This is a genomic window from Pseudomonas sp. RC4D1 (assembly GCF_018390395.1).
Lineage (GTDB): Bacteria > Pseudomonadota > Gammaproteobacteria > Pseudomonadales > Pseudomonadaceae > Aquipseudomonas > Aquipseudomonas danubii.
In genome coordinates this window covers 659,638-684,391 of sequence record NZ_JAHBAW010000001.1, presented here as the reverse complement: position 1 = coordinate 684,391, position 24,754 = coordinate 659,638, and the positions used below count along the sequence as shown (strand labels likewise).

Annotated in this window: 25 protein-coding genes and 1 pseudogene; 14 read left to right on the top strand and 12 right to left on the bottom strand. The window is 62.1% G+C overall.

The window, feature by feature from the left end; all coding sequences use genetic code 11:
* The first annotated feature begins 129 nt into the window (after positions 1-129).
* The 3 genes from phaZ to KHO49_RS03175 all read left to right on the top strand — a co-directional run bounded on the left by phaZ (position 130) and on the right by KHO49_RS03175 (position 3,467).
* Positions 130-990, top strand: coding sequence for a poly(3-hydroxyalkanoate) depolymerase (gene phaZ / locus KHO49_RS03185; protein WP_102862791.1), 861 nt, complete (start codon positions 130-132; stop codon positions 988-990).
* Between the two features lie 108 nt (positions 991-1,098).
* Entirely contained in the window at positions 1,099-2,781 is a 1,683-nt protein-coding gene (gene phaC, locus KHO49_RS03180) for a class II poly(R)-hydroxyalkanoic acid synthase (protein ID WP_102882091.1), read from the top strand.
* Positions 2,782-2,846: 65 nt separating this feature from the next.
* On the top strand, positions 2,847-3,467 hold the full coding sequence (locus KHO49_RS03175; protein ID WP_102862789.1) for a TetR/AcrR family transcriptional regulator: 621 nt from the start codon (positions 2,847-2,849) through the stop codon (positions 3,465-3,467).
* A 67-nt stretch (positions 3,468-3,534) separates the two neighbouring features.
* Here the strand turns inward: KHO49_RS03175 and KHO49_RS03170 are convergent, their stop codons facing one another.
* The 3 genes from KHO49_RS03170 to KHO49_RS03160 form a co-directional block, all read right to left on the bottom strand.
* The gene (locus KHO49_RS03170; protein WP_110595387.1) at positions 3,535-4,377 is read right to left on the bottom strand and encodes a phasin family protein; all 843 of its coding nucleotides are present in this window, start codon (positions 4,375-4,377) and stop codon (positions 3,535-3,537) included.
* Positions 4,378-4,387: 10 nt separating this feature from the next.
* Positions 4,388-4,810, bottom strand: coding sequence for a phasin family protein (locus tag KHO49_RS03165; RefSeq protein WP_110651030.1), 423 nt, complete (start codon positions 4,808-4,810; stop codon positions 4,388-4,390).
* A gap of 198 nt (positions 4,811-5,008) precedes the next feature.
* A complete protein-coding gene (locus KHO49_RS03160; RefSeq protein ID WP_102862786.1) occupies positions 5,009-5,284 on the bottom strand; it encodes a polyhydroxyalkanoic acid system family protein in 276 nt (91 codons plus the stop codon).
* 155 nt (positions 5,285-5,439) lie between these two features.
* Between KHO49_RS03160 and ubiE the strand changes: the two genes are divergently transcribed.
* The 11 genes and pseudogenes from ubiE to KHO49_RS31425 all read left to right on the top strand — a co-directional run bounded on the left by ubiE (position 5,440) and on the right by KHO49_RS31425 (position 13,534).
* A complete protein-coding gene (ubiE, locus tag KHO49_RS03155) occupies positions 5,440-6,210 on the top strand; it encodes a bifunctional demethylmenaquinone methyltransferase/2-methoxy-6-polyprenyl-1,4-benzoquinol methylase UbiE (protein WP_011058802.1) in 771 nt (256 codons plus the stop codon).
* Positions 6,210-6,833, top strand: coding sequence for a ubiquinone biosynthesis accessory factor UbiJ (locus tag KHO49_RS03150; protein WP_102882093.1), 624 nt, complete (start codon positions 6,210-6,212; stop codon positions 6,831-6,833). The genes ubiE and KHO49_RS03150 overlap by 1 nt, the downstream gene beginning before the upstream one ends.
* Positions 6,830-8,434, top strand: a complete 1,605-nt coding sequence (ubiB, locus tag KHO49_RS03145) for a ubiquinone biosynthesis regulatory protein kinase UbiB (protein WP_102882094.1) — start codon at positions 6,830-6,832, stop codon at positions 8,432-8,434. The genes KHO49_RS03150 and ubiB overlap by 4 nt, the downstream gene beginning before the upstream one ends.
* 80 nt (positions 8,435-8,514) lie before the next feature.
* Positions 8,515-8,907, top strand: coding sequence for a phosphoribosyl-AMP cyclohydrolase (gene hisI, locus KHO49_RS03140; RefSeq protein ID WP_011058799.1), 393 nt, complete (start codon positions 8,515-8,517; stop codon positions 8,905-8,907).
* Position 8,908: 1 nt separating this feature from the next.
* A complete protein-coding gene (locus tag KHO49_RS03135; protein WP_011058798.1) occupies positions 8,909-9,241 on the top strand; it encodes a phosphoribosyl-ATP diphosphatase in 333 nt (110 codons plus the stop codon).
* A gap of 25 nt (positions 9,242-9,266) precedes the next feature.
* Positions 9,267-9,548 (top strand): twin-arginine translocase TatA/TatE family subunit, encoded by a 282-nt coding sequence (locus tag KHO49_RS03130; RefSeq protein WP_011058797.1) that lies wholly within the window; start codon positions 9,267-9,269, stop codon positions 9,546-9,548.
* Positions 9,549-9,558: 10 nt separating this feature from the next.
* Positions 9,559-9,999 (top strand): Sec-independent protein translocase protein TatB, encoded by a 441-nt coding sequence (gene tatB / locus KHO49_RS03125; protein ID WP_213664600.1) that lies wholly within the window; start codon positions 9,559-9,561, stop codon positions 9,997-9,999.
* Positions 9,996-10,790, top strand: a complete 795-nt coding sequence (gene tatC / locus KHO49_RS03120) for a twin-arginine translocase subunit TatC (RefSeq protein ID WP_102862780.1) — start codon at positions 9,996-9,998, stop codon at positions 10,788-10,790. The genes tatB and tatC overlap by 4 nt, the downstream gene beginning before the upstream one ends.
* Positions 10,787-11,494, top strand: coding sequence for a 16S rRNA (uracil(1498)-N(3))-methyltransferase (locus KHO49_RS03115; protein WP_213664599.1), 708 nt, complete (start codon positions 10,787-10,789; stop codon positions 11,492-11,494). Before tatC ends, KHO49_RS03115 begins: the two co-directional genes overlap by 4 nt.
* Positions 11,495-11,617: 123 nt before the next feature.
* Positions 11,618-12,676, top strand: a pseudogene (locus tag KHO49_RS31430) (methyl-accepting chemotaxis protein); the annotation flags it as partial.
* Complete coding sequence (locus tag KHO49_RS31425) at positions 12,662-13,534, top strand: methyl-accepting chemotaxis protein (RefSeq protein WP_371826193.1); 873 nt, start codon at positions 12,662-12,664, stop codon at positions 13,532-13,534. The pseudogene KHO49_RS31430 and the gene KHO49_RS31425, both read left to right, overlap by 15 nt.
* 62 nt (positions 13,535-13,596) lie before the next feature.
* Here KHO49_RS31425 and KHO49_RS03105 read toward each other — a convergent pair whose 3' ends face one another.
* The 9 genes from KHO49_RS03105 to hutI form a co-directional block, all read right to left on the bottom strand.
* On the bottom strand, positions 13,597-14,331 hold the full coding sequence (locus KHO49_RS03105) for an amino acid ABC transporter ATP-binding protein (RefSeq protein ID WP_102862777.1): 735 nt from the start codon (positions 14,329-14,331) through the stop codon (positions 13,597-13,599).
* Positions 14,324-15,283 carry an amino acid ABC transporter permease gene (locus KHO49_RS03100; RefSeq protein ID WP_102862776.1) on the bottom strand — a complete coding sequence of 320 codons (960 nt, stop codon included), beginning with the start codon at positions 15,281-15,283 and terminating at the stop codon, positions 14,324-14,326. The genes KHO49_RS03105 and KHO49_RS03100 overlap by 8 nt, the downstream gene beginning before the upstream one ends.
* Before the next feature lie 146 nt (positions 15,284-15,429).
* Positions 15,430-16,227, bottom strand: a complete 798-nt coding sequence (locus tag KHO49_RS03095) for a transporter substrate-binding domain-containing protein (protein WP_213664598.1) — start codon at positions 16,225-16,227, stop codon at positions 15,430-15,432.
* A gap of 225 nt (positions 16,228-16,452) precedes the next feature.
* A complete protein-coding gene (gene mdoH, locus KHO49_RS03090) occupies positions 16,453-19,023 on the bottom strand; it encodes a glucans biosynthesis glucosyltransferase MdoH (protein ID WP_213664597.1) in 2,571 nt (856 codons plus the stop codon).
* Positions 19,016-20,830, bottom strand: coding sequence for a glucan biosynthesis protein G (locus KHO49_RS03085; protein WP_102882204.1), 1,815 nt, complete (start codon positions 20,828-20,830; stop codon positions 19,016-19,018). The genes mdoH and KHO49_RS03085 overlap by 8 nt, the downstream gene beginning before the upstream one ends.
* Before the next feature lie 276 nt (positions 20,831-21,106).
* Positions 21,107-21,544, bottom strand: coding sequence for a D-aminoacyl-tRNA deacylase (gene dtd, locus KHO49_RS03080; protein WP_123391544.1), 438 nt, complete (start codon positions 21,542-21,544; stop codon positions 21,107-21,109).
* Positions 21,541-22,512 (bottom strand): prolyl aminopeptidase, encoded by a 972-nt coding sequence (gene pip / locus KHO49_RS03075; protein WP_102862772.1) that lies wholly within the window; start codon positions 22,510-22,512, stop codon positions 21,541-21,543. Before pip ends, dtd begins: the two co-directional genes overlap by 4 nt.
* Before the next feature lie 217 nt (positions 22,513-22,729).
* The gene (hutG, locus tag KHO49_RS03070; RefSeq protein ID WP_102882101.1) at positions 22,730-23,530 is read right to left on the bottom strand and encodes an N-formylglutamate deformylase; all 801 of its coding nucleotides are present in this window, start codon (positions 23,528-23,530) and stop codon (positions 22,730-22,732) included.
* Positions 23,531-23,540: 10 nt separating this feature from the next.
* Complete coding sequence (hutI, locus tag KHO49_RS03065; protein ID WP_213664596.1) at positions 23,541-24,746, bottom strand: imidazolonepropionase; 1,206 nt, start codon at positions 24,744-24,746, stop codon at positions 23,541-23,543.
* Positions 24,747-24,754: the final 8 nt, after the last annotated feature.

Genomic DNA, 24,754 nt, shown 5'->3' with positions numbered 1-24,754 from the left:
CCCAGGTAGTAAACGACGCGGCGCCAGGAGGTGCCGCCAAGCCCTATTCTTGGTACGAGGCCTGGCCTCAGGAAATCCGGAGGACGCCCGGGAAGGCTCCTCCAATGGTTCAATTCACAGGGCTACGGCATGCCACACTCTTTCATCTTCCGTACCGTTGATCTGGACGGCCAGACCATCCGCACTGCGGTACGCCCCGGCAAGCCTCACTTGACGCCGCTGCTGATCTTCAACGGTATCGGCGCCAACCTGGAGCTGGTGTTCCCCTTCGTCCAAGCCCTGGACCCGGACCTGGAGGTCATTGCCTTCGACGTCCCGGGGGTTGGCGGCTCCTCGACCCCAAGCCGGCCTTATCGTTTCCCGGGCCTGGCCAAGCTGACCGCACGCATGCTCGATTACCTGGACTATGGCCAGGTCAACGCGGTGGGCGTTTCATGGGGCGGGGCCCTGGCCCAGCAATTCGCCTACGACTACCCGGAGCGCTGCAAGAAGCTGGTGCTGGCAGCCACCGCCGCCGGCGCTTTCATGGTCCCCGGCAAGCCCAAAGTGCTGTGGATGATGGCCAGCCCGCGGCGCTACGTGCAGCCCTCCCACGTAATGCGCATCGCCCCGCTGATCTACGGCGGCTCCTTCCGCCGCGACCCGAACCTGGCCGCTGAACACGCGGCCAAGGTGCGCTCGGCCGGCAAGCTGGGCTATTACTGGCAGCTGTTCGCCGGCCTGGGCTGGACCAGCATTCACTGGCTGCACAAGATCCGCCAGCCGACCCTGGTGCTGGCCGGTGATGACGATCCGCTGATCCCCTTGGTCAACATGCGTATGCTGGCCTGGCGAATTCCCAACGCCCAGCTGCACATCATCGATGACGGCCACCTGTTCCTGATCACCCGGGCCGAGGCCGTTGCCCCCATCATCATGAAGTTCCTCCAGGAGGAACGACAAAGGGCAGTGATGCATCCGCATCCCCAACCTTTGCGTCCCGTGAAGTAAAAGATACCTGTCGACAGGATCGTCGCGCGCAAGAAGGGCCAGGACCGACTATGTTGTCTGTCTTGGATTGGTCTGCTTGTTAGTGGTTTGACGAAGGAGTGTTGACTCATGCAAGACAAACCTGCGCAGGGCTCGCTGCCCTCCCCCGCAGCCTATATCAACGCACAGAGTGCGATCACCGGTCTGCGCGGCCGGGATCTGCTTTCCACGTTGCGCAGCCTCGCGGCCCACAGTCTACGTAATCCGTTGCACAGCGCCCGTCATACCTTAGCGCTGGGCGGCCAGCTGGGACGCGTGCTGCTGGGGGAAACCCTGCACAAACCCAACCCCAAGGACAACCGTTTCGCCGACCCGGCCTGGACCCTCAACCCTTTTTACAAACGGGGTCTGCAGGCTTACCTGAGCTGGCAGAAGCAAGTCCGGAACTGGATCGACGAGAGCACAATGAGCGAGGACGACCGGGCCCGGGCACACTTTGCCTTTTCCCTGCTCAATGATGCCGTGGCGCCCTCCAACACCCTGCTCAACCCGTTGGCCCTCAAGGAGATTTTCAACACCGGTGGCAACAGCGTAGTGCGCGGCATCAGCAACCTGGTGGATGACCTGCTGCACAACAACGGATTGCCCAGCCAGGTGACCAAACACGCCTTCGAAGTCGGCCGGAACCTGGCCGTAACCCCGGGTTCGGTGGTGTTTCGCAATGAATTGCTGGAACTGATCCAGTACAGCCCCATGAGCGAAAAACAGTACGCCAAGCCAGTGCTGATCGTGCCGCCACAGATCAACAAGTACTACATTTTCGACCTCAGCCCGGCCAACAGCTTCGTTCAGTACGCGCTGAAGAACGGCCTGCAGGTGTTCATGATCAGCTGGCGCAACCCGGACGTGCGCCATCGCGAATGGGGCCTGTCGAGCTATGTGGAAGCGGCCGAAGAGGCACTGAATGTCGCTCGCGCCATTACCGGCAGTCGGGAAGTCAATCTGGTGGGCGCCTGCGCCGGCGGCCTGACCATCGCCGCCCTGCAAGGCCACCTGCAGGCCAAGCGGCAACTGCGCCGGGTCGCCAGCGCCACCTACCTGGTGAGTCTGCTGGACAGCCAGCTGGACAGCCCGGCCACCTTGTTTGCCGATGAGAAAACCCTGGAGGCAGCCAAGCGTCGCTCCTACCAGCAAGGGGTGCTGGACGGCCGCGACATGGCCAAGGTGTTTGCCTGGATGCGCCCCAACGACCTGATCTGGAACTACTGGGTCAACAACTACCTGCTGGGCAAGGAGCCGCCGGTCTTCGACATCCTGTACTGGAACAACGACAGCACCCGCTTGCCCGCCGCCTTGCACGGCGATCTGCTGGACTTCTTCAAGCACAACCCGCTGAGCCACGAGGGTGGACTGGAAGTCTGCGGCACACCGATCGACTTGCAGAAGGTCACGGTGGACAGCTTCAGCGTGGCCGGGATCAACGACCACATCACGCCCTGGGACGCGGTGTACCGCTCGACCCTGCTGCTGGGAGGCGAGAAACGCTTTGTACTGTCCAACAGCGGGCACGTGCAGAGCATCCTCAACCCACCAAGCAACCCCAAGGCCAACTACGTGGAGAACCACAAGCTCAGCAGCGACCCTCGAGCCTGGTACTACGACGCCAAACACGTCGACGGTAGTTGGTGGAGCCAATGGTTGACCTGGGTTCAGGAACACTCCGGAGCGCAGCGGGAAACCCTGACCACCCTGGGCAACCAGAACTACCCACCGATGGAGGCTGCTCCAGGCACCTACGTGCGCGTGCGCTGAAGACACTTTGCACCACGACTCCGCCGCTGGAGTCGTACCCCTCAATGGACCGACAAGAAGTCAGGATGAAGACCCGCGACCGGATACTCGAATGTGCCCTGCAACTGTTCAACCAGAAGGGCGAGCCCAATGTCTCCACCATGGAGGTGGCCAATGAAATGGGGATCAGTCCCGGCAACCTCTACTACCACTTCCATGGCAAGGAACCTCTGGTGCTCGGCTTGTTCGAGCGTTTCCAGAACGAGCTGACACCGCTGCTGGACCCTCCGTCCGATGCCCAACTGGCGCCGGAAGACTATTGGTTGTTCCTACACTTGATTGTCGAGCGCCTGGCCCACTATCGCTTTCTGTTCCAGGACCTCTCCAACCTTGCGGGACGCCTGCCGAAACTGGCCAAAGGCATTCGCAATCTGCTCAACGCCCTCAAGCGCACCCTGGCTTCCCTGCTGGCTCGGCTCAAGGCCCTAGGCCAACTGGTCAGCGGCACCCAAGCCCTGGGCCAGCTGGTGGAACAGATCACCATGACCTTGCTGTTCTCACTGGATTACCAACGGATTCTCGATCGCGAAGGCGAAGTACGCCTGGTGGTCTACCAGATCATGATGCTGGTGGCGCCGCACCTGCTGCCACCGGCAAAACTGGCCACGGAACAGATGGCCCTGCGTTACCTGGATGAACAGGGGTAGCCGATGGCTCCCCAATAAAAAACGCCCGACCTTCGCAGGCCGGGCGTTTTTTGTGTGCCTGATGTAATCAGGACTGGCTGCTTGGCGTCACTGGAGTTGGCGCTGCAGTCGGAGTTACAGCCGGGGCAGGTGCTGCGGCGGAATTCGCCGAGTTGGCCGAGGCCACTGGTGCCGCAGTTGCAGGCTTGGCTGCTGCAGCGGGCTTGGCTGCTACAGGCTTCTTGGCTACAGGCTTTTTCGCCACGGCCGGCTTCGCAGCGGGTTTGGCGGCGGCTTTCACCGCTGGCTTGGCAGCGGGTTTGGCCGCTGGCTTGGCGGCAACGGGCTTGGCGGCGGGTTTGGTTGCCGGTTTGGCGGCCGCTGTTTTCGCTGCTGGCTTGGCGGCAGGTTTTGCGGCGGCCTTGACTGCCGGTTTGGCGGCAGGCTTGGCCAGTGGTTTGGCAGCAGGTTTTGCCGCCGGTTTGGCGGCAGCGGTTTTGGCCGCAACCGGCGCGACCTTGGCACCTGTGAGTTTCTCGATCTGCTTGGTCAGGGTATCGACCTTGTCGTGCAGCGCCTTGACCTCATTGCGGCTCGGTACGCCCAGACGCGAGATGGCACTGTTCAAACGCTTGTCGAAAGCGCCTTCCAGTTCATCCCACTTGCCCAGGGCGCGGTCCTTGACGTCGCTGATGCGCGACTTGGCGGAACTTGCGGAGTCTTTGGCAGCATCCACTTTCTTGCCAACTACGCTCTTGGTCAGTTTCTCGGCTTTCTCACCGTCCTTGACCAGTGTCTCGAAAAGCTTGCTGCCGTCAGAGTCGATTTTCGAGTACACGCCTAAACCAGCAAGCCAAATTTTACGGGAGTACTCTTCGACTTTCCCGATCCACGAGCTGCCTTCTTTTTCAGTATTCTTTTTACCAGCCATCCCGTTCTCCTTAATGTTTACGCGCGACACGTTCGAGCAACGCCGTCAGCTCATCGAGCTTAGCAGAGAGTGTCTCAACGTCATGTTTAGACGGAATGCCGATACGATTCAAGGCACTGGCGACGCGCGTGTCAAAAGCCTTCTCGACTTTATCCAGTTGCACTTCGACTTTGCCTTTAAGAGTGCTGACATCCCCTTTAACGCTATCAATCTGACTGTTGGCAGCTTCAAGTTGTTCAGTGACAACTTTTTTGCCTTTCTTTTCAACGGATTGACCAGCCTTGATCAACTCCTGGAAGTAGTCGCTGCCCTCCTGGCCAACTTTGGCGTAGGCACCCAGGCCTGCCAGCCAGATCTTGCGGGCATAGGTTTTGACTTCGCTCAGAGCTGTTGATTGAACATCAACTTTTTTCTTCAGAATTACTTTGGCCATGGTGCACCTCACGCGCAGAAGGTTTGAGGAACTGCCCTCGGAAAGAGGACCTGAGGCACAACCTAAAGAGAAAAATTAGAATCGGCACCCTAACGAATGTCATCAAATCATGTAGGAGCCTGCTGGCCGGCGATGCGCTTTGCCTGGCACCGTTGCAGTGCCTGCGATGCGCCGACAAGCCGGCTCCTGCGGGTGGACTCAGGTCAGGGCCTTGTCCAGGGCCTTTTCGATTTCCGACTTGATGGTGCCGCTCATGGCGGACATCAACAGCCCCAGTTCCACATCGATACGGATCGATTCTTCGCCCACATGCACCGCGCCTTTGACGCCTGAGCGCTTGAGATTCAGGGTATCCCCTGCCCATTGCGGCTCCAGGCCATACTGATCGGCGAGTTTCTGCGCCAGTTTGTCGGCCTTTTCACGGGCCACCTGCTTACCCAGGCCATGGGCACGTTCAACACTAATACGGGCCATTGAAGGACTCCTGCTGTTTCGGGACTTGCCTGAAGCATCTTGACCCTGAGTGCGTCAAAACGTCCCGGCGGATCGCTATCTTACATTCAGCCTTGCCAAGACAAAGACCGCCACCGGCATTAGAATGTCGCGCATTCTCTTTTGGTGACAGCGATATGACTGATCAGCGCAAAGGCAGCGATGCCGAACCCACCACGCACTTCGGCTTCAAGAACGTTCCTGAAAGCCAGAAGGCGGAAAAAGTCGCAGAAGTGTTCCACTCGGTAGCGGCCAAGTACGACCTGATGAATGACGTACTGTCCGGCGGCATGCACCGTTTGTGGAAACGCTTCACCATCGAGCTGTCGGGCGTACGCGCCGGCAATCGCGTACTGGACATCGCTGGCGGCACTGGCGACCTGACCAAGCGCTTCTCCCACCTGGTAGGCCCTACTGGCCAAGTGGTATTGGCCGACATCAACGAGTCCATGCTCAAGGTCGGTCGCGACCGCCTGCTGGACCTGGGTGTGGCCGGCAACGTCGAATTCGTCCAGGCCGATGCGGAAAAACTGCCCTTCCCGGACAATCATTTCGACTGCGTGACCATCGCCTTCGGCCTGCGCAACGTCACCCATAAAGAAGACGCCCTGCGCTCCATGCTGCGAGTGCTCAAGCCCGGCGGCCGACTGTTGGTTCTGGAGTTCTCCAAGCCGACCAACGCGCTGATGTCCAAAGTCTACGACGCCTATTCGTTCGCCTTCATGCCCCTGGCCGGCAAGCTGATCACCAACGACTCGGAGAGCTATCGCTACCTGGCCGAATCGATCCGCATGCACCCCAACCAAGAAACCCTGAAGTCGATGATGGTCGAGGCCGGTTTCGACCGCGTGACCTATCACAACATGACCGCAGGCATCGTCGCCCTGCACCGCGGCATCAAGCCCTGATGTTGCTCAGCGGCCTGCTCGCCAGCGTCGAGACCGGCATCAATCGGGTGTTGCGTCTGGACAGTACGGCCCTGCCGCGCCTGCAGCACCTCAATGGCAAGGTGATCGCAGTGGATTGCCGCAACCCGGCATTGCAGCTGTTCATCCTGCCTAGCGACGAAGGCCTGATGCTGGCCTCCCAGTGGGCTGCGGACCCTGACTGCACCCTCCGCGCACCGGCTTCAAGCCTGATGCGCCTGGCACTGAGCAAGGACAAGACCGCGATCCTGCACAGCCCCGAAGTAGAGCTGGAAGGCGACAGCGGCGTGCTGCTGGACCTGGCGGCCATCCTCCAGGACCTGGAGCTGGACTGGGAATACGAACTGTCCCGGTGGCTGGGCCCCGTGGCCACCCAACTGTTCAGTGGCCATGTGCGCAGCCGCGCCCGCTGGTATCAGCAAGGATTTGCCAGCCTGAATCAGAACCTCGCCGAATTCCTCGCCGAAGAATCGCGCACCCTGGTGGGTCAGCGCGAAGCCGAAGCACGCTTTCGTGAGCTGGATCAGGCCAAACTCGACCTGGAACGTCTTGAGGCGCGCTTCGAGCGCCTTTCCCGCTCCCTTGACCCAAGCGATAACGCATGAAGCTGCTTGCCGTCCGCCGTCTGTTGCGCATCCAGCGCGTCGTGATCCGTTACCGCCTCGATGACCTGCTGTTTGCCCTGCCCCTGCCCTGGTTTCTCCTGGCCCTGCGCTTCGCCCTGCCCTGGCGCTGGTTCCCGCGCAAGCCGCTGGAACTGAGCCGCGGTGCCCGGCTGCGCCTGGCGCTGCAGGACCTGGGGCCGATCTTCATCAAGTTCGGGCAGATCCTCTCCACCCGCCGCGACCTGCTGCCGGAAGACATCGCCGACGAACTGATGCTGCTGCAGGACCGGGTGCCTCCGTTCGATTCGCAGAAATCCGTGGCCCTGATCGAAGAGCAACTGGGCAAGAAGATCAGCGACGTGTTCAGCCGCTTCGATATCGAGCCGCTGGCCTCGGCCTCGGTGGCCCAGGTCCACGCCGCCAAGCTCAAGACCGGTGAAGAAGTGGTGGTCAAGGTGATCCGCCCCGGGCTCAAGCCAATCATCGCCCAAGACCTGGCGTGGCTATTCATTCTCGCCCGCGCCGCGGAAAAGCTTTCGGCCGACGCGCGCCTGCTGCACCCGGTGGACGTGGTCAGCGACTACGAGAAAACCATCTACGACGAGCTCGACCTGCTGCGCGAGGCGGCCAACGCCAGCCAGCTCAAGCGCAACTTCGAAGGCTCGCCGCTGCTGTATGTGCCCCAGGTCTACTGGGACTGGTGCCGGCCGAAAGTGCTGGTGATGGAGCGCATCTACGGCATTCAGGTGACCGATCTGGCAACCCTGGCCGACCAGCGCACCGACATGAAAATGCTCGCCGAGCGTGGTGTGGAGATCTTCTTCACCCAGGTGTTCCGCGACAGTTTCTTCCACGCCGACATGCACCCGGGCAACATCTTCGTCAGCACCGTGCAGCCCTGGAGCCCGCAGTACATCGCCATCGACTGCGGCATCGTTGGCAGCCTGACCCCGGAAGACCAGGACTACCTGGCGCGCAACCTGTTCGCCTTCTTCAAGCGCGACTACCGCCGCGTGGCCCAGTTGCATATTGATTCCGGCTGGGTCCCGGCGGAAACCAAGCTCAACGAATTCGAGGCGGCGATTCGCACCGTGTGCGAGCCGATCTTCGAAAAGCCGTTGAAGGACATTTCCTTTGGCCAGGTACTGATGCGCCTGTTCCAGACCGCCCGGCGCTTCAACATGGAAGTGCAGCCGCAGCTGGTGCTGCTGCAGAAGACCCTGCTCAACATTGAAGGCCTGGGCCGCCAGCTGTACCCGGACCTGGACCTGTGGAACACCGCGCAACCTTTCCTCGAACGCTGGATGCGCGAACGGGTCAGCCCGAAAGCCGTGTTCGGCAATATCCACAACCAGATCGAACAGCTCCCCCACCTGGCCAACATGACCCGCGACCTGCTGGAACGCATGTCGCAGCCCCACGCCGCCAACCCTCCGGCGCCCTGGCACAAGCGCAAGGACGACTGGTTCCTGCGCCTGCTGGGCACCGCCCATCTGGGTGGCGGCGCCGTTCTGGCCGCCGGCGGTCCGCTGCAGGAGCTGGGCCACTGGCCTGCCGGCATCATGATTGCGGTGGGTTTGTATCTGATCGTTCGCCGATAGCCAGTGGCGCGACCTGCTGGCAAACTGTCGAAATCGCCGAGGCGTCACCAGCGGGTTGAGCCCGGTTGTCGGAGTCGAAAATGAAAGATTGGCTGGACCAGATCAAGTGGGATGCGGACGGCCTGGTGCCGGCCATCGCCCAGGATCACAAGACCGGGCGCGTGCTGATGATGGCCTGGATGAACCGCGAGGCCCTGAGCCTGACCGCTGCCGAGAACCGCGCCATCTATTGGTCACGTTCCCGTGGCAAGCTATGGCGCAAGGGCGAAGAGTCCGGGCACGTGCAGAAGCTGCATGAAATGCGCCTGGACTGCGACGCTGACGTGATCATCCTGATGGTCGAGCAGATCGGCGACATTGCCTGTCACACCGGCCGCCACAGCTGTTTCTACCGCGTCTACGAAGACGGCGAGTGGAAAACCGTCGAACCGGTCCTCAAGGACCCGCACGCGATTTATTCTGCAGGACACTGACATGAGCGATACCCTCACCCGTCTGGCCCAAGTGCTGGAAGAGCGTAAAGACGCCGCAGCCGACAGCTCCTATGTGGCCAGCCTGTATCACAAGGGGCTGAACAAGATTCTGGAAAAAGTCGGTGAAGAATCGGTGGAAACCATCATCGCCGCCAAGGACGCCGCCATCAGCGGTGACTGCAGCGATGTGATCTATGAAACCGCGGACCTGTGGTTCCACACACTGGTCATGCTGGCGCAGCTGGGGCAGCATCCCCAGGCCGTGCTCGATGAGCTGGACCGCCGCTTCGGTCTGTCCGGACACGCCGAGAAAGCCTCGCGCCCGTCCGCCTGAACAACTTTCTAAGAGGAAACGCAGCATGGGCATTTTTGACTGGAAACACTGGATCGTCATCCTGGTGGTCGTGGTACTGGTATTCGGTACCAAGAAGCTCAAGAACCTGGGCACCGACGTCGGCGAATCGATCAAGGGCTTCCGCAAGGCCATGAACGACGACGAAAAGCCCGCCGAGCCCGTAGTACCGCCAGCGGCACAGCCCGTGCCACCGGTTCAGCCACAGCAAAGCGCGCCGCTGAACCAGCCACACACCATCGACGTGCAGGCCCAGAAAGTCGAAGAGCCGACCCGCAAAGACTCGTGAGCACTGACTAATGTTTGGTATCAGCTTCTCTGAACTGCTGCTGGTGGGCCTGGTGGCCCTGCTGGTGCTCGGCCCCGAGCGCCTGCCTGGCGCGGCGCGTACCGCCGGCCTGTGGGTCGGGCGCCTGAAGCGCAGCTTCAACGCGATAAAACAGGAAGTTGAACGTGAAATCGGGGCCGACGAAATCCGCCGGCAACTGCACAACGAGCATATTCTGTCCCTAGAGCAGGAAGCGCGGAAGATCCTCGCCCCGACCCAGCAGCAACCGACTCCGGTCGAACCGATTGCCGAGCAGACGATTCACTCGCCAAGCTCCACGCCGGTAGCTGAAACGGCCCCTGTGACCGAAGCGCCGCTGCCAACGACTCCGATTGCCGAGCCTGCGGCCCCGGTGGCGACACCCGCCACCACGGCCCCCCACGACCCCACTTTGCCGCCGCGAGCCCCATGAGCGATATCCCAGAGAACGACCAACACATGCCGCTGGTGTCGCACCTCACCGAGCTGCGTACCCGCCTGCTGCGCTGCGTAGCGGCGATCTTCATCATCTTCGCCGGGTTGTTCGCCTTCACCCAGCAGATCTACACCATCGTCTCCACGCCACTGCGCCAGTACCTGCCGGTGGGTGCGACGATGATCGCCACCGATGTCGCCTCGCCGTTTCTCACCCCGCTGAAACTGACCATGATGGTCTCGCTGTTCCTGGCGATCCCGGTGATCCTGCATCAGATCTGGGGCTTTATCGCACCCGGGCTGTACAAGCATGAGAAGCGCATCGCCGTACCGCTGTTGGTGTCGAGCATCCTGCTGTTCTACATCGGCATGGCCTTCGCCTACTTCCTGGTGTTTCCGCTGATCTTCAAGTTCTTCGCTGCTGCCACTCCGGCCGGCGTGGAGATGATGACCGACATCACCAGCTACCTCGATTTCGTCATGACCCTGTTCTTCGCCTTCGGCGTGGCTTTCGAAATCCCGGTAGCGGTGGTGCTGCTGGTGTGGATCGGCGTGGTCAACGTGGCCTACCTGAGGAAGATCCGGCCTTACGTGATCATTGGCTGCTTTGTGGTGGGCATGATTCTCACCCCGCCGGATATCTTCTCCCAGACCCTGCTGGCCGTGCCCATGTGGCTGCTGTTCGAAGTTGGCGTGCTGTTTGGCGGGCTGATCAGCAAGCGCGGCGACCACCCGGACGATGCCCCGGCTGACGATCACAACGACCAGCCGCCAGCGACCCAAGCGTGAACCTGCTGCTTCTGGAAGAGGCCGACTTCATCGCGGCCGACCTGGTGGTGCTGCGCGACCGGCGCCTGACCCATATGCAGGAAGTGCATCGGGTAACGGTGGGCGACAGCCTGCGGGTCGGGCGTATCGGCGGGCTGATGGGTTCAGCCCAGGTGCTGCGCCTGGAAGCCACCGAAGCCGAGCTGCAAATCACCCTGGACCAGCCCCCCCCGGCCAAGCTGCCGCTGACCATGGTGCTGGCCCTGCCACGCCCGAAGATGCTTCGTCGAGTGCTGCAGACCGTCGCCGCCATGGGCGTGCCACGGCTGGTGCTGGTCAACAGCTACCGGGTGGAAAAGAGCTTCTGGCAAACCCCATTCCTGGAACCCGGTGCCATTCGTGAACAGCTGATTCTCGGCCTGGAGCAGGCTCGCGACAGCGTGCTACCTGAAGTGGTCATCGAAAAACGCTTCAAGCCTTTCGTTGAGGATCGCCTGCCGGCCCTCAGCGCAGGCACCCTGGGCCTGGTGGGACACCCCGGCCAGTACCCGCCCTGCCCCCGCGGCCTGGATGAACCGGTCACCCTGGCCATCGGCCCCGAAGGTGGCTGGATCCCCTACGAGATCGATCTGTTGGCCAAGGCCGGCCTGCAACCGGTGCAACTGGGTGAACGCATCCTGCGGGTCGAAACCGCCGTCACAGCACTCCTCTCACGCCTGTTTTGAGCAAAGGCTCCGTGCCAGCCGGAGCTTTCACCCGCAATATCAATTAGCCATCTACCTACAGAATCCACCGCTCCCGCCGATAGCCTATGGTTAAGCCCATCTTGCTAAAAGGGAGTTCGCAGCATGTACCGTTGGCTAGCCAGGAACCTGGGAAATGTAAGCGTCAGCCGCAAACTCGGTATCGGCTTCGGCCTGGTACTGCTTCTGACCCTGTTGATCACCGCCACTGGCTGGACCGGCCTGGGCCGAGTGATCGACCGTGGCGACAAACTGGGCAACATCTCCACGCTCTATGGCATGACCAAAGACCTGCGCATCGCCCGTCTCAACTACGAGATGCACCATGGCGACCAAGGCCCGGCCGCCGTCAACGACATACTCAAACAACTCGACGAAGGTCTGCGGGCTGCCCGTGAGCAACTGCAGCAACCTGAAAGCATTGCCATGCTGGACCAGCAACTGAGCGCCGTGGCCGAGTACCAGAAAGCCTTTGCCGACATGACCCGCGCCACTACCAGCCGCGAGGCCGCCCGGGCCCAGCTCGGCGCCAGTGCCGACAATGCCGTGGCCCGTGTGACCGAGGTCGAGAAGTCGCTGCTGCAAGGCGACAGCGTGGCTCAGTTCAACAGCGTCATCGACCTCTCCAAACTGATCCAGCAGGCACGCTTCCAGGTGCGTGGCTACACCTATAGCGCCAAGCCGGCAGCCAAACAGCCGGCTCTGGATGCCATCGATAACGCGCTGAACAACCTCACCAGCCTGCCGACCCGCCTGCCGGAGCAGCACATTGCCAACCTGCAGCAGGCCAGTGACTCGCTTAAAGCCTACCGAGCGGCCGTCAGCAACTTCAGCGACGCCGAAGAGGCCAGTGCCGCGGCCCTCCTGCGCATGGCTGCCCAGGGCGACCGGCTGATGACACTGAGCAACCAACTGACCAGCGTACAGACCGCCAAGCGTGACAGCGATGCCAGCCAGGCCAAGAGCACCCTGCTGATTGCCACGGTACTGGCGTTGGTGTTTGGCCTGATTGCCTCGTGGGCCATCACTCGACAGATCATCCAGCCGCTGCAACAGACCCTCAAGGCCGCCGAACGTGTGGCGGCCGGCGATCTCAGCCAGAACCTGGCAGTGGATCGCCACGATGAACTTGGCCAACTGCAGAAAGCCATGCAACGCATGACCCTCGGCTTGCGGGAACTGATCGGAGGCATCAGCGACGGCGTGACCCAGATCGCCAGCGCCGCCGAACAGTTATCGGCCGTCACCGAGCAGACCAGCGCCGGGGTCAACAGCCAGAAGGTGGAAACCGATCAGGTGGCCACGGCCATGAACGAAATGGCCGCCACGGTGCAGGAAGTCGCGCGCAATGCCGAAGAAGCCTCAGAGGCCGCTGTAGCCGCCGATCAGCAGGCCCGCGAGGGTGATCGCGTGGTGAACGAGGCCATAGCCCAGATCGAGCGCCTGGCCAGCGAGGTAGGCCACTCCACCGAAGCCATGGGCCACCTCAAGCAGGAAAGTGACAAGATCGGCAGCGTACTGGATGTCATCAAGTCGGTGGCCCAGCAGACCAACCTGCTGGCCCTCAACGCCGCCATCGAAGCGGCCCGGGCCGGTGAAGCCGGACGTGGTTTCGCCGTGGTTGCCGACGAAGTACGCAGTCTTGCCCAGCGCACCCAGCAATCCACCGAAGAGATTGCCGAGCTGATCGTCGGCCTGCAAAGCGGCACCCAGCAAGTGGCCAGCACCCTGGACACCAGCCGCAGTCTCACCGACAGCAGCGTTGAACTGACCCGCCGGGCCGGGGGGTCGCTGGAGAACATCACCCGCACCGTGTCGGCCATCCAGGCGATGAACCAGCAGATCGCCGCGGCAGCCGAGCAGCAGAGCGCGGTAGCGGAAGAGATCAACCGCAGCGTGTTGAATGTGCGTGATGTGTCTGAACAGACTTCATCGGCCAGCGAAGAAACCGCGGCCTCCAGCGCCGAGCTGGCGCGGTTGGGAATTCACCTGCAAAGCCTGGTGGGGCGCTTCCGGGTCTGACCCGCTTCGCCGGCAAAGTGGCTCCTACATCCCCCGTAGGAACCACCTTGCCAGCGAAAGCCTCACAGCACCTGACGCAGGAAAGCCTGGGCCCGAGGGTCTTTCGGCGCAGCGAAGAACACCTCCGGCGCCGCATCTTCCAGCAGCTTGCCGTGATCGAAAAACAGCACCCGATCCGCCACTTCCCGGGCAAAACCCATCTCGTGAGTGACGCAAACCATGGTCATGCCTTCCAGGGCCAGGGTTTTCATCACATCCAACACCTCGCCGACCATTTCCGGGTCCAGGGCCGAGGTCGGCTCATCGAACAGCATGACCTTGGGCTCCATCGCCAGGGCCCGGGCAATCGCCACCCGCTGCTGCTGGCCGCCGGAAAGCCGCGAAGGAAACTCGTGGGCCTTCTGTGCGATACCGACTTTCTCCAGCAACGCCAGGGCCTTGGCCTCGCGCTCCTGCTTGCCCCGCTTGCGCACCACCTTCTGCGCCAGGCAGAGGTTTTCCAGCACGGTCATGTGGGGGAACAGGTTGAAATGCTGGAACACCATGCCGACTTCCCGGCGATAGGCGTTCACATCGGTCTTGGGATCGGCCAGTTGCAGGCCGTCGATGCTCACCGAACCCGAGTCGAACTCTTCCAGGCCATTGAGGCAACGCAGGAAGGTCGACTTGCCGGAACCGGACGGACCGATCACCACCAGCACTTCGCCCTTGGCCACCTGGGTGGTGACGTTATCCACCGCACGCACCACCTGGCCGCGGGTGTCGAAGACTTTTACCAGATCGCGGACTTCAATCACTTTGCGCGAGCCTCCGCTCAAGCCGACTGGCCATCTTCGACAGCGGCAGGTTGATCAACAAATACAGGCCCGCCACACAGAACAGGATCTCGAACGGCGAGAACGAGGTGGTAATGACTTCCCGGCCGCTCTTGAGCAGCTCGGTAATGGCGATCACCGACACCAGCGAAGTGTCCTTGACCAGGCTGATGAACTGCCCGGCCAGGGGCGGCAGCACTCGCTTGAACGCCTGAGGCAGTACCACGTGACGCATCGACTGGCCGGCGCTGAGCCCCAGGGAGCGGGCCGCTTCGTTCTGCCCGCGGGTGATGGACTGCACCCCGGCACGGACGATTTCCGCCACATAAGCCCCGGTAAACAGCGACAGCGCGGCGATCCCGGCGAACTCTCGGGACAGGTTGAGCACCGTGCCGATGAAGAAATAGAAAATGAAGATCTGCACCAGCAGCGGCGTCCCCCGCACCAGCTCGACATAAATCGTCGACAGGTCGCGCAGGGTCGGGTTGCTGGACAGCCGGCACAGGCCGGTGCCAAGGCCGATGAGCAGGCCCAATACGCCAGACACCACCGACAGCCACAAGGTGGTCCACAAGCCCCACAACAGGGGGCCCGCCGCCCAATGCCGGGTCACGCCAATCACGTCGCCTTCGGCCACGTCATCGCCGCTAGCCACCTGCAGGCTGCCTTCGTCGACACTCAGATGCTGCTCGGCACCCGAGTCACCGCGCAGGGTGACTTGAGCCTTGCCGCCCTGGCGCACAACCTCAGCGACGGTGGAGATCTCCGCCGCCCGCTGGGATTCTTCGGCCTGGTAAACGAAGTATTGGGGGACACGATTCCAGCGCCATTCGTAGGACATCAGCGAGGTGGCGTAGTAGAGGGCGCCGGCCAGGCCGATCAGCACCAGCACGGTCAATACGTGCCAGGGCCATTGGGCTTTTTTCTGTTTCATTGCTGTGCAGGTTCCGGAGTGGGTATTGCGAAATCAGACGCTTTCGCCGGCCAGCCGGCGCCTACACATGCCCCCGTAGGAGCCGGCTGGCCGGCGAAGGAGAACGGTGCGCGGTCACTGAAACGACCCGCACCGCCCAAGCAGCGTTACTCCATGTCCTTGAGCCACTCGGTGCTCTTGAACCACTTGTCATGGATGCGATCGTAGGTGCCGTCTTCGCGGATCTGGTGCAGGAAGTTGTTGATAAAGTTGATGCTGTCGTAGTCACCCTTCTTCAGGCCAAAGGCCAGAGGCTCGTAGGTGAACGGCTTGTCGAGGAACGTCAGCTTGCCGTTGCCCACCTTGTTCACCGCCACCACGTTGTACGGGGCGTCGTAGATAAAGGCGTCGGCCTTGCCGTTGACCACGTCCAGCACCGCTTCCTGCTCGTTGTCGTAGCCGTGGTACTTGGCCTTGGCGATCAGCTTCTTGGCGACCATTTCCCCAGTGGTGCCCAGCTTGGAGGTGATGCGGTAGTCGGCGCTGTTCAGATCCTTGTAGGACTTGATGGTGCCTTCCAGGTCTTTGCGAATCAGCAGGGTCTGACCGACCACGATGAAGGGCTCGCTGAAGTTCAGGCGCAGGTTGCGTTCCTGGGTCAGGGTCATGCCGCTGCCGATCATGTCGAACTTGTCGGTGAGCAGGGCCGGGATAATGCCGTCGTAGCCAGTGGAAACCAACTCCAGCTTGACTCCCATGGACTTGGCCATGGCCTTGAGCAGGTCGACTTCGAAGCCGATGATTTCGCCACGCTTGTTGGTCATCTCGAACGGCATGTAGGTCGGGTCCATGCCGACCTTCAGCGTACCGCTCTTGACCGCGTCATCGATGGCGCCGGCCTGGGCGGTAGTGACCGCCAGCATGGCGGCGGCGCCTGCCAGCAGCAGCGAAAGATACTTCTTCATCTCAAGTCCCCTGAAGCCATTTTATTGTGGTGTCTGCACGCGGCGGGCCTGGAATGAAAATCTTCGGATATCAAGCCATTGTCGATCACGCACAGAAATTTGCGGGAGCGATGCTAACGCACTCGGCCGTTTGCACAAGGATTTTTGTTGTTACAAAGGGGGGATACGGGGCTATTGGCCGCGCAAAGCAAAACGCCCTTGAGTGGAGGCTCAAGGGCGTTGGCTTCAGGCCGGTTGCGGCGCCGCCATCAGCGGCTGCAACGGCAGCAGCGGCGCATGGGGATCAGCATCAACCGACTGGCGCCAGGCATCCAGCCAATCGCTGTGGTCCTCGCTCCAGACTTGCTGGTGCAAGCGTCCCAGGGCCACCGGATCGCTCAACAGCGCCAGGCGCTCGCTGTTGTTCAAGGCCGCCGGGCCGACTTTCAGGGCATGGCGCACCCGCTCCTGGCGCAGCCACTCGATCGGCTCGGCCTGGGTGTGACGGGAGGTGGCCAGAGCACAGGCCAGAGCGTTCTGCTGCGGGTCGACAACGGCGCGGATAAAGCCGTCGTTGAGCGCATGCCAGCGGTTCTCGTGGGTGTACTGGTCAGTGGCCAGCAGCGCCTGGGGCGGAGCGTATTCCTCGGGAATCAGGAACAGGCTCTCGTCACGGGACTTCAGGCCCAGACCGACACGACTGGAGATCACCGACACCGGGATCGACAGCATCAGCGAACCGACAATCGGCACCAGCCACCAGAGGAAGCTGGGGTTCAGCCAGATCACCAGCAAGGCCCAGCAGAAGCCCAGCAGGGTCTGCGGACCGTGGCGGCGCACGGCTTCGCTCCATGGCGTGGAGTCGTCGTCACGTTGTGGCGAGTTCCAGGTCGCGGCCCAACCGAGGAACGCGGCCAGGACGAAACGGGTGTGGAAAATCATCCGCACCGGCGCCAGCAGCATGGAGAACAGCATCTCCAGAAGCATCGACAGGGTCACCTTGAACTTGCCGCCGAACTCTTTCGCACCCTTGGCCCAGATCAGGATGATGCTCAACAGCTTGGGCAAGAACAGCAGCACGATAGTCGTGGAGAACAGCGCGATGGCTTTGTCCGGGTGCCACTGCGGCCACAGCGGATACAGCTGCCGCGGTTCAAGGAAGTACTGCGGCTCCATCAGGGTATTGACCGCCAGCAGAGCCGTGGACAGCACCAGGAAGAAGAACCACAACGGCGCCGACAGGTAGGACATCACCCCGGTGAGGAACACCGCGCGGTGCACCGGGTGCATGCCCTTGACCAGGAACAGGCGGAAGTTCATCAGGTTGCCGTGGCACCAGCGCCGGTCACGCTTGAGTTCGTCCAGCAGGTTAGGCGGCAGCTCTTCGTAACTGCCAGGCAGATCGTAGGCAATCCACACGCCCCAGCCGGCACGGCGCATCAGCGCGGCTTCAACGAAGTCGTGGGACAGGATCGCACCGGCGAAGGCACCTTTACCGGGCAATGGCGCCAGGGCGCAGTGCTCGATGAACGGCTTCATGCGGATGATCGCGTTGTGGCCCCAGTAGTGCGACTCGCCCAACTGCCAGAAGTGCAGGCCGGCAGTGAACAGCGGACCATAGACCCGGGTGGCGAACTGCTGCATGCGCGCATACAGCGTGTCCATGCCCGAGGCCCGTGGCGCGGTCTGGATGATCCCCGCGTCCGGCGTGGCTTCCATCAGGCGCACCAGGCTGGTCAGGCATTCGCCGCTCATCACGCTGTCGGCGTCGAGCACCACCATGTACTTGTAGTCGCCGCCCCAGCGACGGCAGAAGTCGTCGAGGTTGCCGCTCTTGCGCTTCACGCGACGACGGCGGCGGCGATAGAAGATCTTGCCGAAGCCCTTGGCTTCCCGGCAGACATCCAGCCAGGCCTGCTGCTCGGCGACGCAGATATCACTGTCGTTGCTGTCGCTCAAGACGAAGAAGTCGAAGCGATCCAGATCGCCAGTAGCCGCCACCGACTCGAAGGTGGCGCGCAGGCCGGCAAACACCCGCGGCACGTCTTCGTTGCAGATCGGCATCACCAGTGCGGTACGCGCGTCCTTGGGAATCGGCTCGTTGCCGGCGCTGGCCCCGGAAATGCGGTACTTGTCGTGACCGGTCAACAGCTCCAGGAAGCCCATCAACGCAGTCCAGAAACCCGCCGACACCCAGCAGAACAGGATGCCGAAGAGGATCAGGATGCTGGTCTGCAGAGCATAGGGCAGCACTTGCTGCGCGGTCTGCATCAGCGGCTGGTGCATCACCTCTTCCAGGTCGACGAAGGACCAGCCCTGATACGGCATGATGCCTTTCATGTACCAGCCGGCGACGATGGTCTGGCCGAGCATCAGCACCAGCAGGATGTAGCGGCGGATCGAACCCACGGTGCGCCAGCGGGCAGCCGGCAGCACACGCTCATCCTTCTTCGGCGCCGGCGGGTTGGTGCGCCCGGTCAGGCGCCGCCAGCCGCGCACCAGAATATTGGTGCGCCACGGCTCCGGTACCACCTTGGTGCGGCGGATCGGCGGCGTGGCCTTGAGGCAGACCCGACCTTCGGCGTCGACCGCAAGCATCTCCGCTTCTTCGAGTTCCGCGGCGGTGCTCAGGGACAGACGCTGGCCCACCGATACCTGGGCGGCATCGGTTGGAGCGTCGAAGGTCGTTGACGACAGACGTTGGTGCAGTTCGCTGAAGGACTGGCAGCCCGCGAGCTCCGCGCGCTGCGCATCCGACATCGGCAAGTGCGCCAGGTACTCGGCAAGAGTCTCTGGCTGTAGTTGAGAGTTACTCATCGGCAGGCAACTGATAGCTCCAGGTCTCGGTCAGGACTTGTTCAGTTTTAACCGGTTCCGGTGTGGCTGGGGCCGCCTCGGCAGCAGGCTGCTTGGCGTCTTTGTGGTCCTTGGCGTTCTTGGCGTCTTTGGCCGGCTTGGCGTCAGCCTGCTTGGCCGCTGCCGCAGCGGCTTCCTTCTCCTTCTTCTCCTGTTGCTTGGCGGCGATCTTGTCGGCCTTGGCAACGGAGGAGTTGGAGTTTGGCGTCGAGGCCTTGGCCGGCTCGGCTACCGGGATGTTGCGCACCAGCGCGGCCCGCATCTCGGTGGCCTTGCTCGCATCCTTGATCTTCATCCGCAGAGTCAGGCGCCAGCCTTTGGTTTCCGGGTTGTAGCGAACGCTGTTTTCCACCAGCTCGGCGTTGTCGCCAACACTGACCTGGCTGCGCACTTCGGCGTTTTCCGGCAATGCCGCCAGGGATGGGCCCTGGAAGTCCACCAGGTAGGCAACGCTGCCATCGGGTTGACGAATCAGGTTGGATTGCTTGACGTCACCGGTGGAGCGCAGGGTCTGCTGCACCCAGGCGCTGTCAGGCGAATGCAGGGCGGCTTCGTCGATGGTCCAGTGCATACGGTAGGCGAAGTCCAGCGGCTGGCCCGGTTCAGGCTGCTTTTCCGGGCTCCAGAAGGCCACGATGTTGTCGTTGGTTTCGTCCGCAGTCGGGATCTCTACCAGGTCGACGGTGCCTTTGCCCCAGTCGCCCTTGGGCTCGATCCAGGCGCTTGGGCGCTTGTCGTAGCGGTCGTCGAGGTCTTCATAGTGGCTGAAGTCGCGGCCACGCTGCAGCAGGCCGAAACCACGCGGGTTCTCTACCGAGAAGTTGCTCACGGCCAAGTGTTTCGGGTTGTTCAGAGGACGCCAGATCCACTCGCCGTTGCCGGCATGGATCGACAGGCCGCTGGAATCGTGCAGCTCGCGGCGGTAGTTGAGGACTTTCGACGGCTGGTTGGCGCCGAACAGGTACATGCTGGTCAGCGGGGCCAGGCCCAGCTTGCCCACCTTGTCACGCAGGAACACCCGAGCCTTGACGTCGACGACGGTGTCGGCGCCCGGACGCAGGGTCAGGCGGTAGGCGCCAGTGGCCCGTGGCGAGTCCAGCAGGGCGTAGATCACCAGGTGCTTGTCGGTTGGCTTGGGCTGCTGGATCCAGAACTCGCTGAAACGCGGAAACTCTTCGCCGGACGGCAGGGCGGTGTCGATCGCCAGACCACGAGCGGACAGGCCATAAGTGTGGCCTTTGCCAATGACGCGGAAGTAGCTCGCGCCCAGCATGGTCATGATTTCGTCTTGCTTGTCAGCCTTGTTGATCGGGTACAGCACACGGAAACCGGCATAGCCGAGCTTTTCGGTGGCCTTGGGATCAAACTTGACGTCGCCGAAATCGAAGCGACTCGGGTCGTACTTGATCTCGGAAACAGTGTTGGCGCTGATCTCGTTGATCTTCACCGGCGTGTCGAAGTGCATGCCCTGGTGATAGAACGACAGCTTGAACGGGGTCTTCTGATTGGCCCATTCGGCTTTTTCGCTGAGGAAGCGGATTTTCTGGTAGTCCGCGAACTTCATCTCACGGAACTCGTTCGGCAGGTTACTGCGCGGGGCCTCATACTTCTGCCCGGCCAAGTCTTTGGCCTTGGCCGACACATCATCCAGGTTGAATGCCATGAGTTGACCGGCGCCGAACAGGCAGACCAGCGCAGAGCCCGTCACCAGTGCGTTTCGTAACCGTTTGGCAAACAAGTTTGGTGCATTACAGGGACTAACAATCACGAGCAACCCTCGCCGAAAACAGATCAAAGAACCAACGGCCAGCTATCTATATGCCAGGTTGGCGAGCATTGTTCCGACTCCGATGGGGCTAAATGATTCCCCAAACGGCCGTGGACAAGTCTCTACTAAAGTCAAAATGGACCAACGAACGCTGATCCCCGTAGCGCGCGATTATCTAGTAGCCCGCGTTACAACGCATCAGGGGTAACAAAGTATTTATCGTGAAAAACAGCAGTTTCCGGCTCAAATCGGCGGAAAAAGCTGTTTCAGGCGTTTTCAGGTCTGTAACAGGAAGGTTACCGGGCCATCGTTGACCAGATGCACCTGCATGTCCGCGCCAAAACACCCTGATGCCACTTTGCCATGCAACTGTTGCGCCTTCGCTATCAGGTAATCAAAAAGCTCTTCGCCAAGGGCCGGTGGTGCAGCCGTGGAAAAGCTTGGGCGCAACCCGCTCTTGGTGTCTGCCGCCAAGGTGAACTGCGACACCAGCAGCAGCCCGCCCTGCACATCCGCCAGGGACAGGTTCATCTTGCCCTCAGCATCGCTGAACACCCGATAGTTAAGCAGCTTGTGCAGGAGTTTGTCGGCGCTGGCCCGAGTGTCCTCGGGCTCTACCGCCACCAGCACCAGCAAGCCCTGGTCCACCGCACCGACTATTTCCCCGGCCACTTCCACCCGCGCGCCGCGCACGCGCTGCAACAGGCCCTTCATGCTTCTTCGGGCGGCAGGTCAAGCAGGCGGCGCGCCATCTGATCAGTGGCGCGTACCAGAGCGTCGGTAATGCCCGGTTCCGAGGCGGCGTGACCGGCGTCGCGTATCACCTGCAGCTCGCTGTTGGGCCAGGCCTGATGCAGCTCCCAGGCGTTGTCCAGGGGGCAGATCACGTCGTAGCGACCGTGGATGATGACCCCGGGCAGATGGGCAATCTTGCCCATGTCGCGGATCAACTGGTCCGGTTCGAGGAACGCGTTGTTGATGAAGTAATGGCATTCGATCCGGGCAATCGACAGCGCCCGCTGTGGCTCGGAGAAGCGATCCACCACCAGCGGGTTCGGACGCAGGGTCGCGGTGCGCCCTTCCCAACCCGACCAGGCCTTGGCGGCATGCATCTGGGCGATCTGGTCATTGCCGGTCAGGCGCTTGTGGAAGGCGCTGACCAGGTCATGACGCTCCTCCAGGGGAATCGGTGCCACGTAGTCCTGCCAGTAATCTGGAAACAGGCGGCTGGCGCCACACTGGTAGTACCACTGGATTTCCTGGGGACGGGCCAGGAAGACGCCCCGCACGATCAGGCCCAGCACCCGATCCGGGTGGGCCTGGGCATAGGCCAGGGCCAGGGTCGACCCCCAGGAGCCACCGAACAGCACCCATTTGTCGATGCCCAGGTGCTGGCGAATCCGCTCCAGGTCCGCCACCAGGTCCCAGGTGGTGTTGTTCTCCAGGCTCGCGTGGGGGGTGGAACGCCCGCAACCGCGCTGGTCGAAGGTGACGATGCGGTACAGGTTCGGGTCGAAATAGCAGCGACTCGCCCCATCACAGCCCGCCCCCGGGCCACCGTGAATGAACACCACCGGCAAACCTTCCGGTGAACCACTTTCGTCGACATACAGCACATGGGGCTTGTCGACGGCCAGATCGTGCCGGGCATAGGGTTTGATCTGCGGGTACAAAGTCTGCATTACGCGCTCCGTGGAGGTCGGGTTCATCCCTGCTGGGGACTTCATTTATGCTGCCGTTTGGCATCATAAACCCGAATTACGCAATCAGCATGTCCTTGAAGAAAACAGGGTTGTTCAAGGGATTGCAACGAGTTGCGCAGCGCGCTTGGCGAGCAAGCTCGCCCCTACATAAAGGCGTGCATCCGCGATAGGAGCCAGCTTGCAGGCGCAAGCAATGTCAGCGGTAACGCTCCTGCCCCCAGGCCAGCAGCCCCTGCAGCAATGCCTTGAGCACCACCTGGGTCGGGGCCGCCAGGTCCTCGCGATAGCGGAATGGCTCGAACTCCTCCATATAGGCGCTCTGCGCCAGTTCCAGTTGCACCGCATGAATGTGCTCGGCCGGGTTGCCGTAATGCCGGGTGATATGACCGCCCTTGAAACGACCATTGAGCACATGAGTGTAATCGCCGTGGGCGGCGCAGATGCTCTCCAGACGGCCGGCCAGTTGCGGATCGCAGCTGGCGCCGTTGAAGGTGCCGAGGTTGAAGTCCGGCAGCTTGCCCTCGAACAGATGAGGGATCAGCGAACGAATGGAGTGGGCATCGAACAGCAAGGCATAGCCGAACTCGGCCTTGAGCCGCGCCAGCTCCTCCTGCAGGGTGCGGTGATAGGGCCCCCAGACCTGCTCCAGGTACTGTTGCCGCTCTTCTTTGGACGGCGCCTGCCCTTCAACGAACAACGGCTCGCCATCGAACAGCGTCGCCGGGTACAAGCCGGTGGTAGCACCGACGTACAGCGGCTTGTCGTCAGACGGCCGGTTCAGGTCGATGACGAAACGCGAGTATTCGGCCGCCAGGGTGCTGGCTCCCAGCTCCTCGGCGAACTGATACAGCCGCGGAATATGCCAGTCGGTGTCCGGCAGGCTTTGCGCCTGTGGAACCAGCCCGGCCATCACTGCCGGGGTCAAGCGCGTACCGGCGTGGGGCATGCTGATCAGCAGGGGCACCCGGCCTTGTTTGAATGTCAGAACCTTATCCACAACCTGTCTCCTAAACAGTCACTTCAACGCCGTGTCGCACGACGCGTTTTTCCAGGTCGCCGCCCAGCCAGTAGGCCAGGTCGGCGGGACGATCGATCTGCCAGGCGACAAAGTCCGCCACCTTACCCACCTCCAGTGAACCATGGGTCTGCTCCATGCCCAGGGCCTGGGCCGCGTGCAGGGTGACCCCGGCCAACGCCTCTTCCGGCGTCAACCGCAAACAGGTGCAGGCCATGTTCAGCATCAGGCGCAGCGACAACGCCGGCGAAGTCCCGGGATTGAGGTCGCTGGCCACGGCAATCTTCACCCCGTGCTTGCGCAGGGCTTCCATCGGCGGCAACTGGGTTTCCCGGAGGAAATAGAAAGCCCCCGGCAACAGCACCGCCACGGTTCCCGAAGCCGCCATGGCCATGGCATCGTCCTCGGTCATGAACTCCAGGTGATCGGCAGACAGCGCCCGGTAGCGCGCTGCCAGGCTCGAGCCATGCAGGGACGACAATTGTTCGGCATGCAGTTTCACCGGTAGGCCGAGCTTCTGCGCGGCAATGAATACCCGCTCCACCTGCGCCGGGGAGAACGCCAGGTACTCACAGAAGGCATCCACCGCATCCACCAGCCCTTCGGCCGCCAGGGCCGGGAGCATCTCGCTGCAGATATGCTCGATGTAGTCGTCGCTGCGCTCGGCATATTCCGGCGGCAGAGCGTGAGCCGCCAGGCAGGTGCTGCGCACACTGACCGGCAACTCCTCGCCAAGACGGCGGATCACCCGCAGCATCTTGCGCTCGCTGGCCAGGTCCAGGCCGTAGCCGGACTTGATTTCGACGCTGGTGACACCGTCGCGCAACAGGCTCAGCAGACGCTTGCGGGCGCTGACGAACAGCTCCTCTTCAGTGGCCGCGCGGGTCGCCCGCACGGTGCTGGCGATACCGCCACCGGCTGCGGCGATCTCGGCATAGCTCACGCCCTGCAGGCGCTGCTCGAACTCGCCACTGCGGTTGCCGCCGAACACCGTATGGGTGTGGCAATCGATCAGGCCCGGAGTCACCCAGGCGCCCGCCAAGTCCTGGACCTGGTGGTCATCGGCGACCGGCGCCTGCTGGCGCCGGCCGATCCACTCGATGTGCGCCCCTGACGTCACGATGGCCGCGTCCTCGATGATCGAGTAGGTGCCTTGGGCCATGCTGGCGACGTTGCAGTGTTGCCAAAGAGTTTTCATCCAGGGCC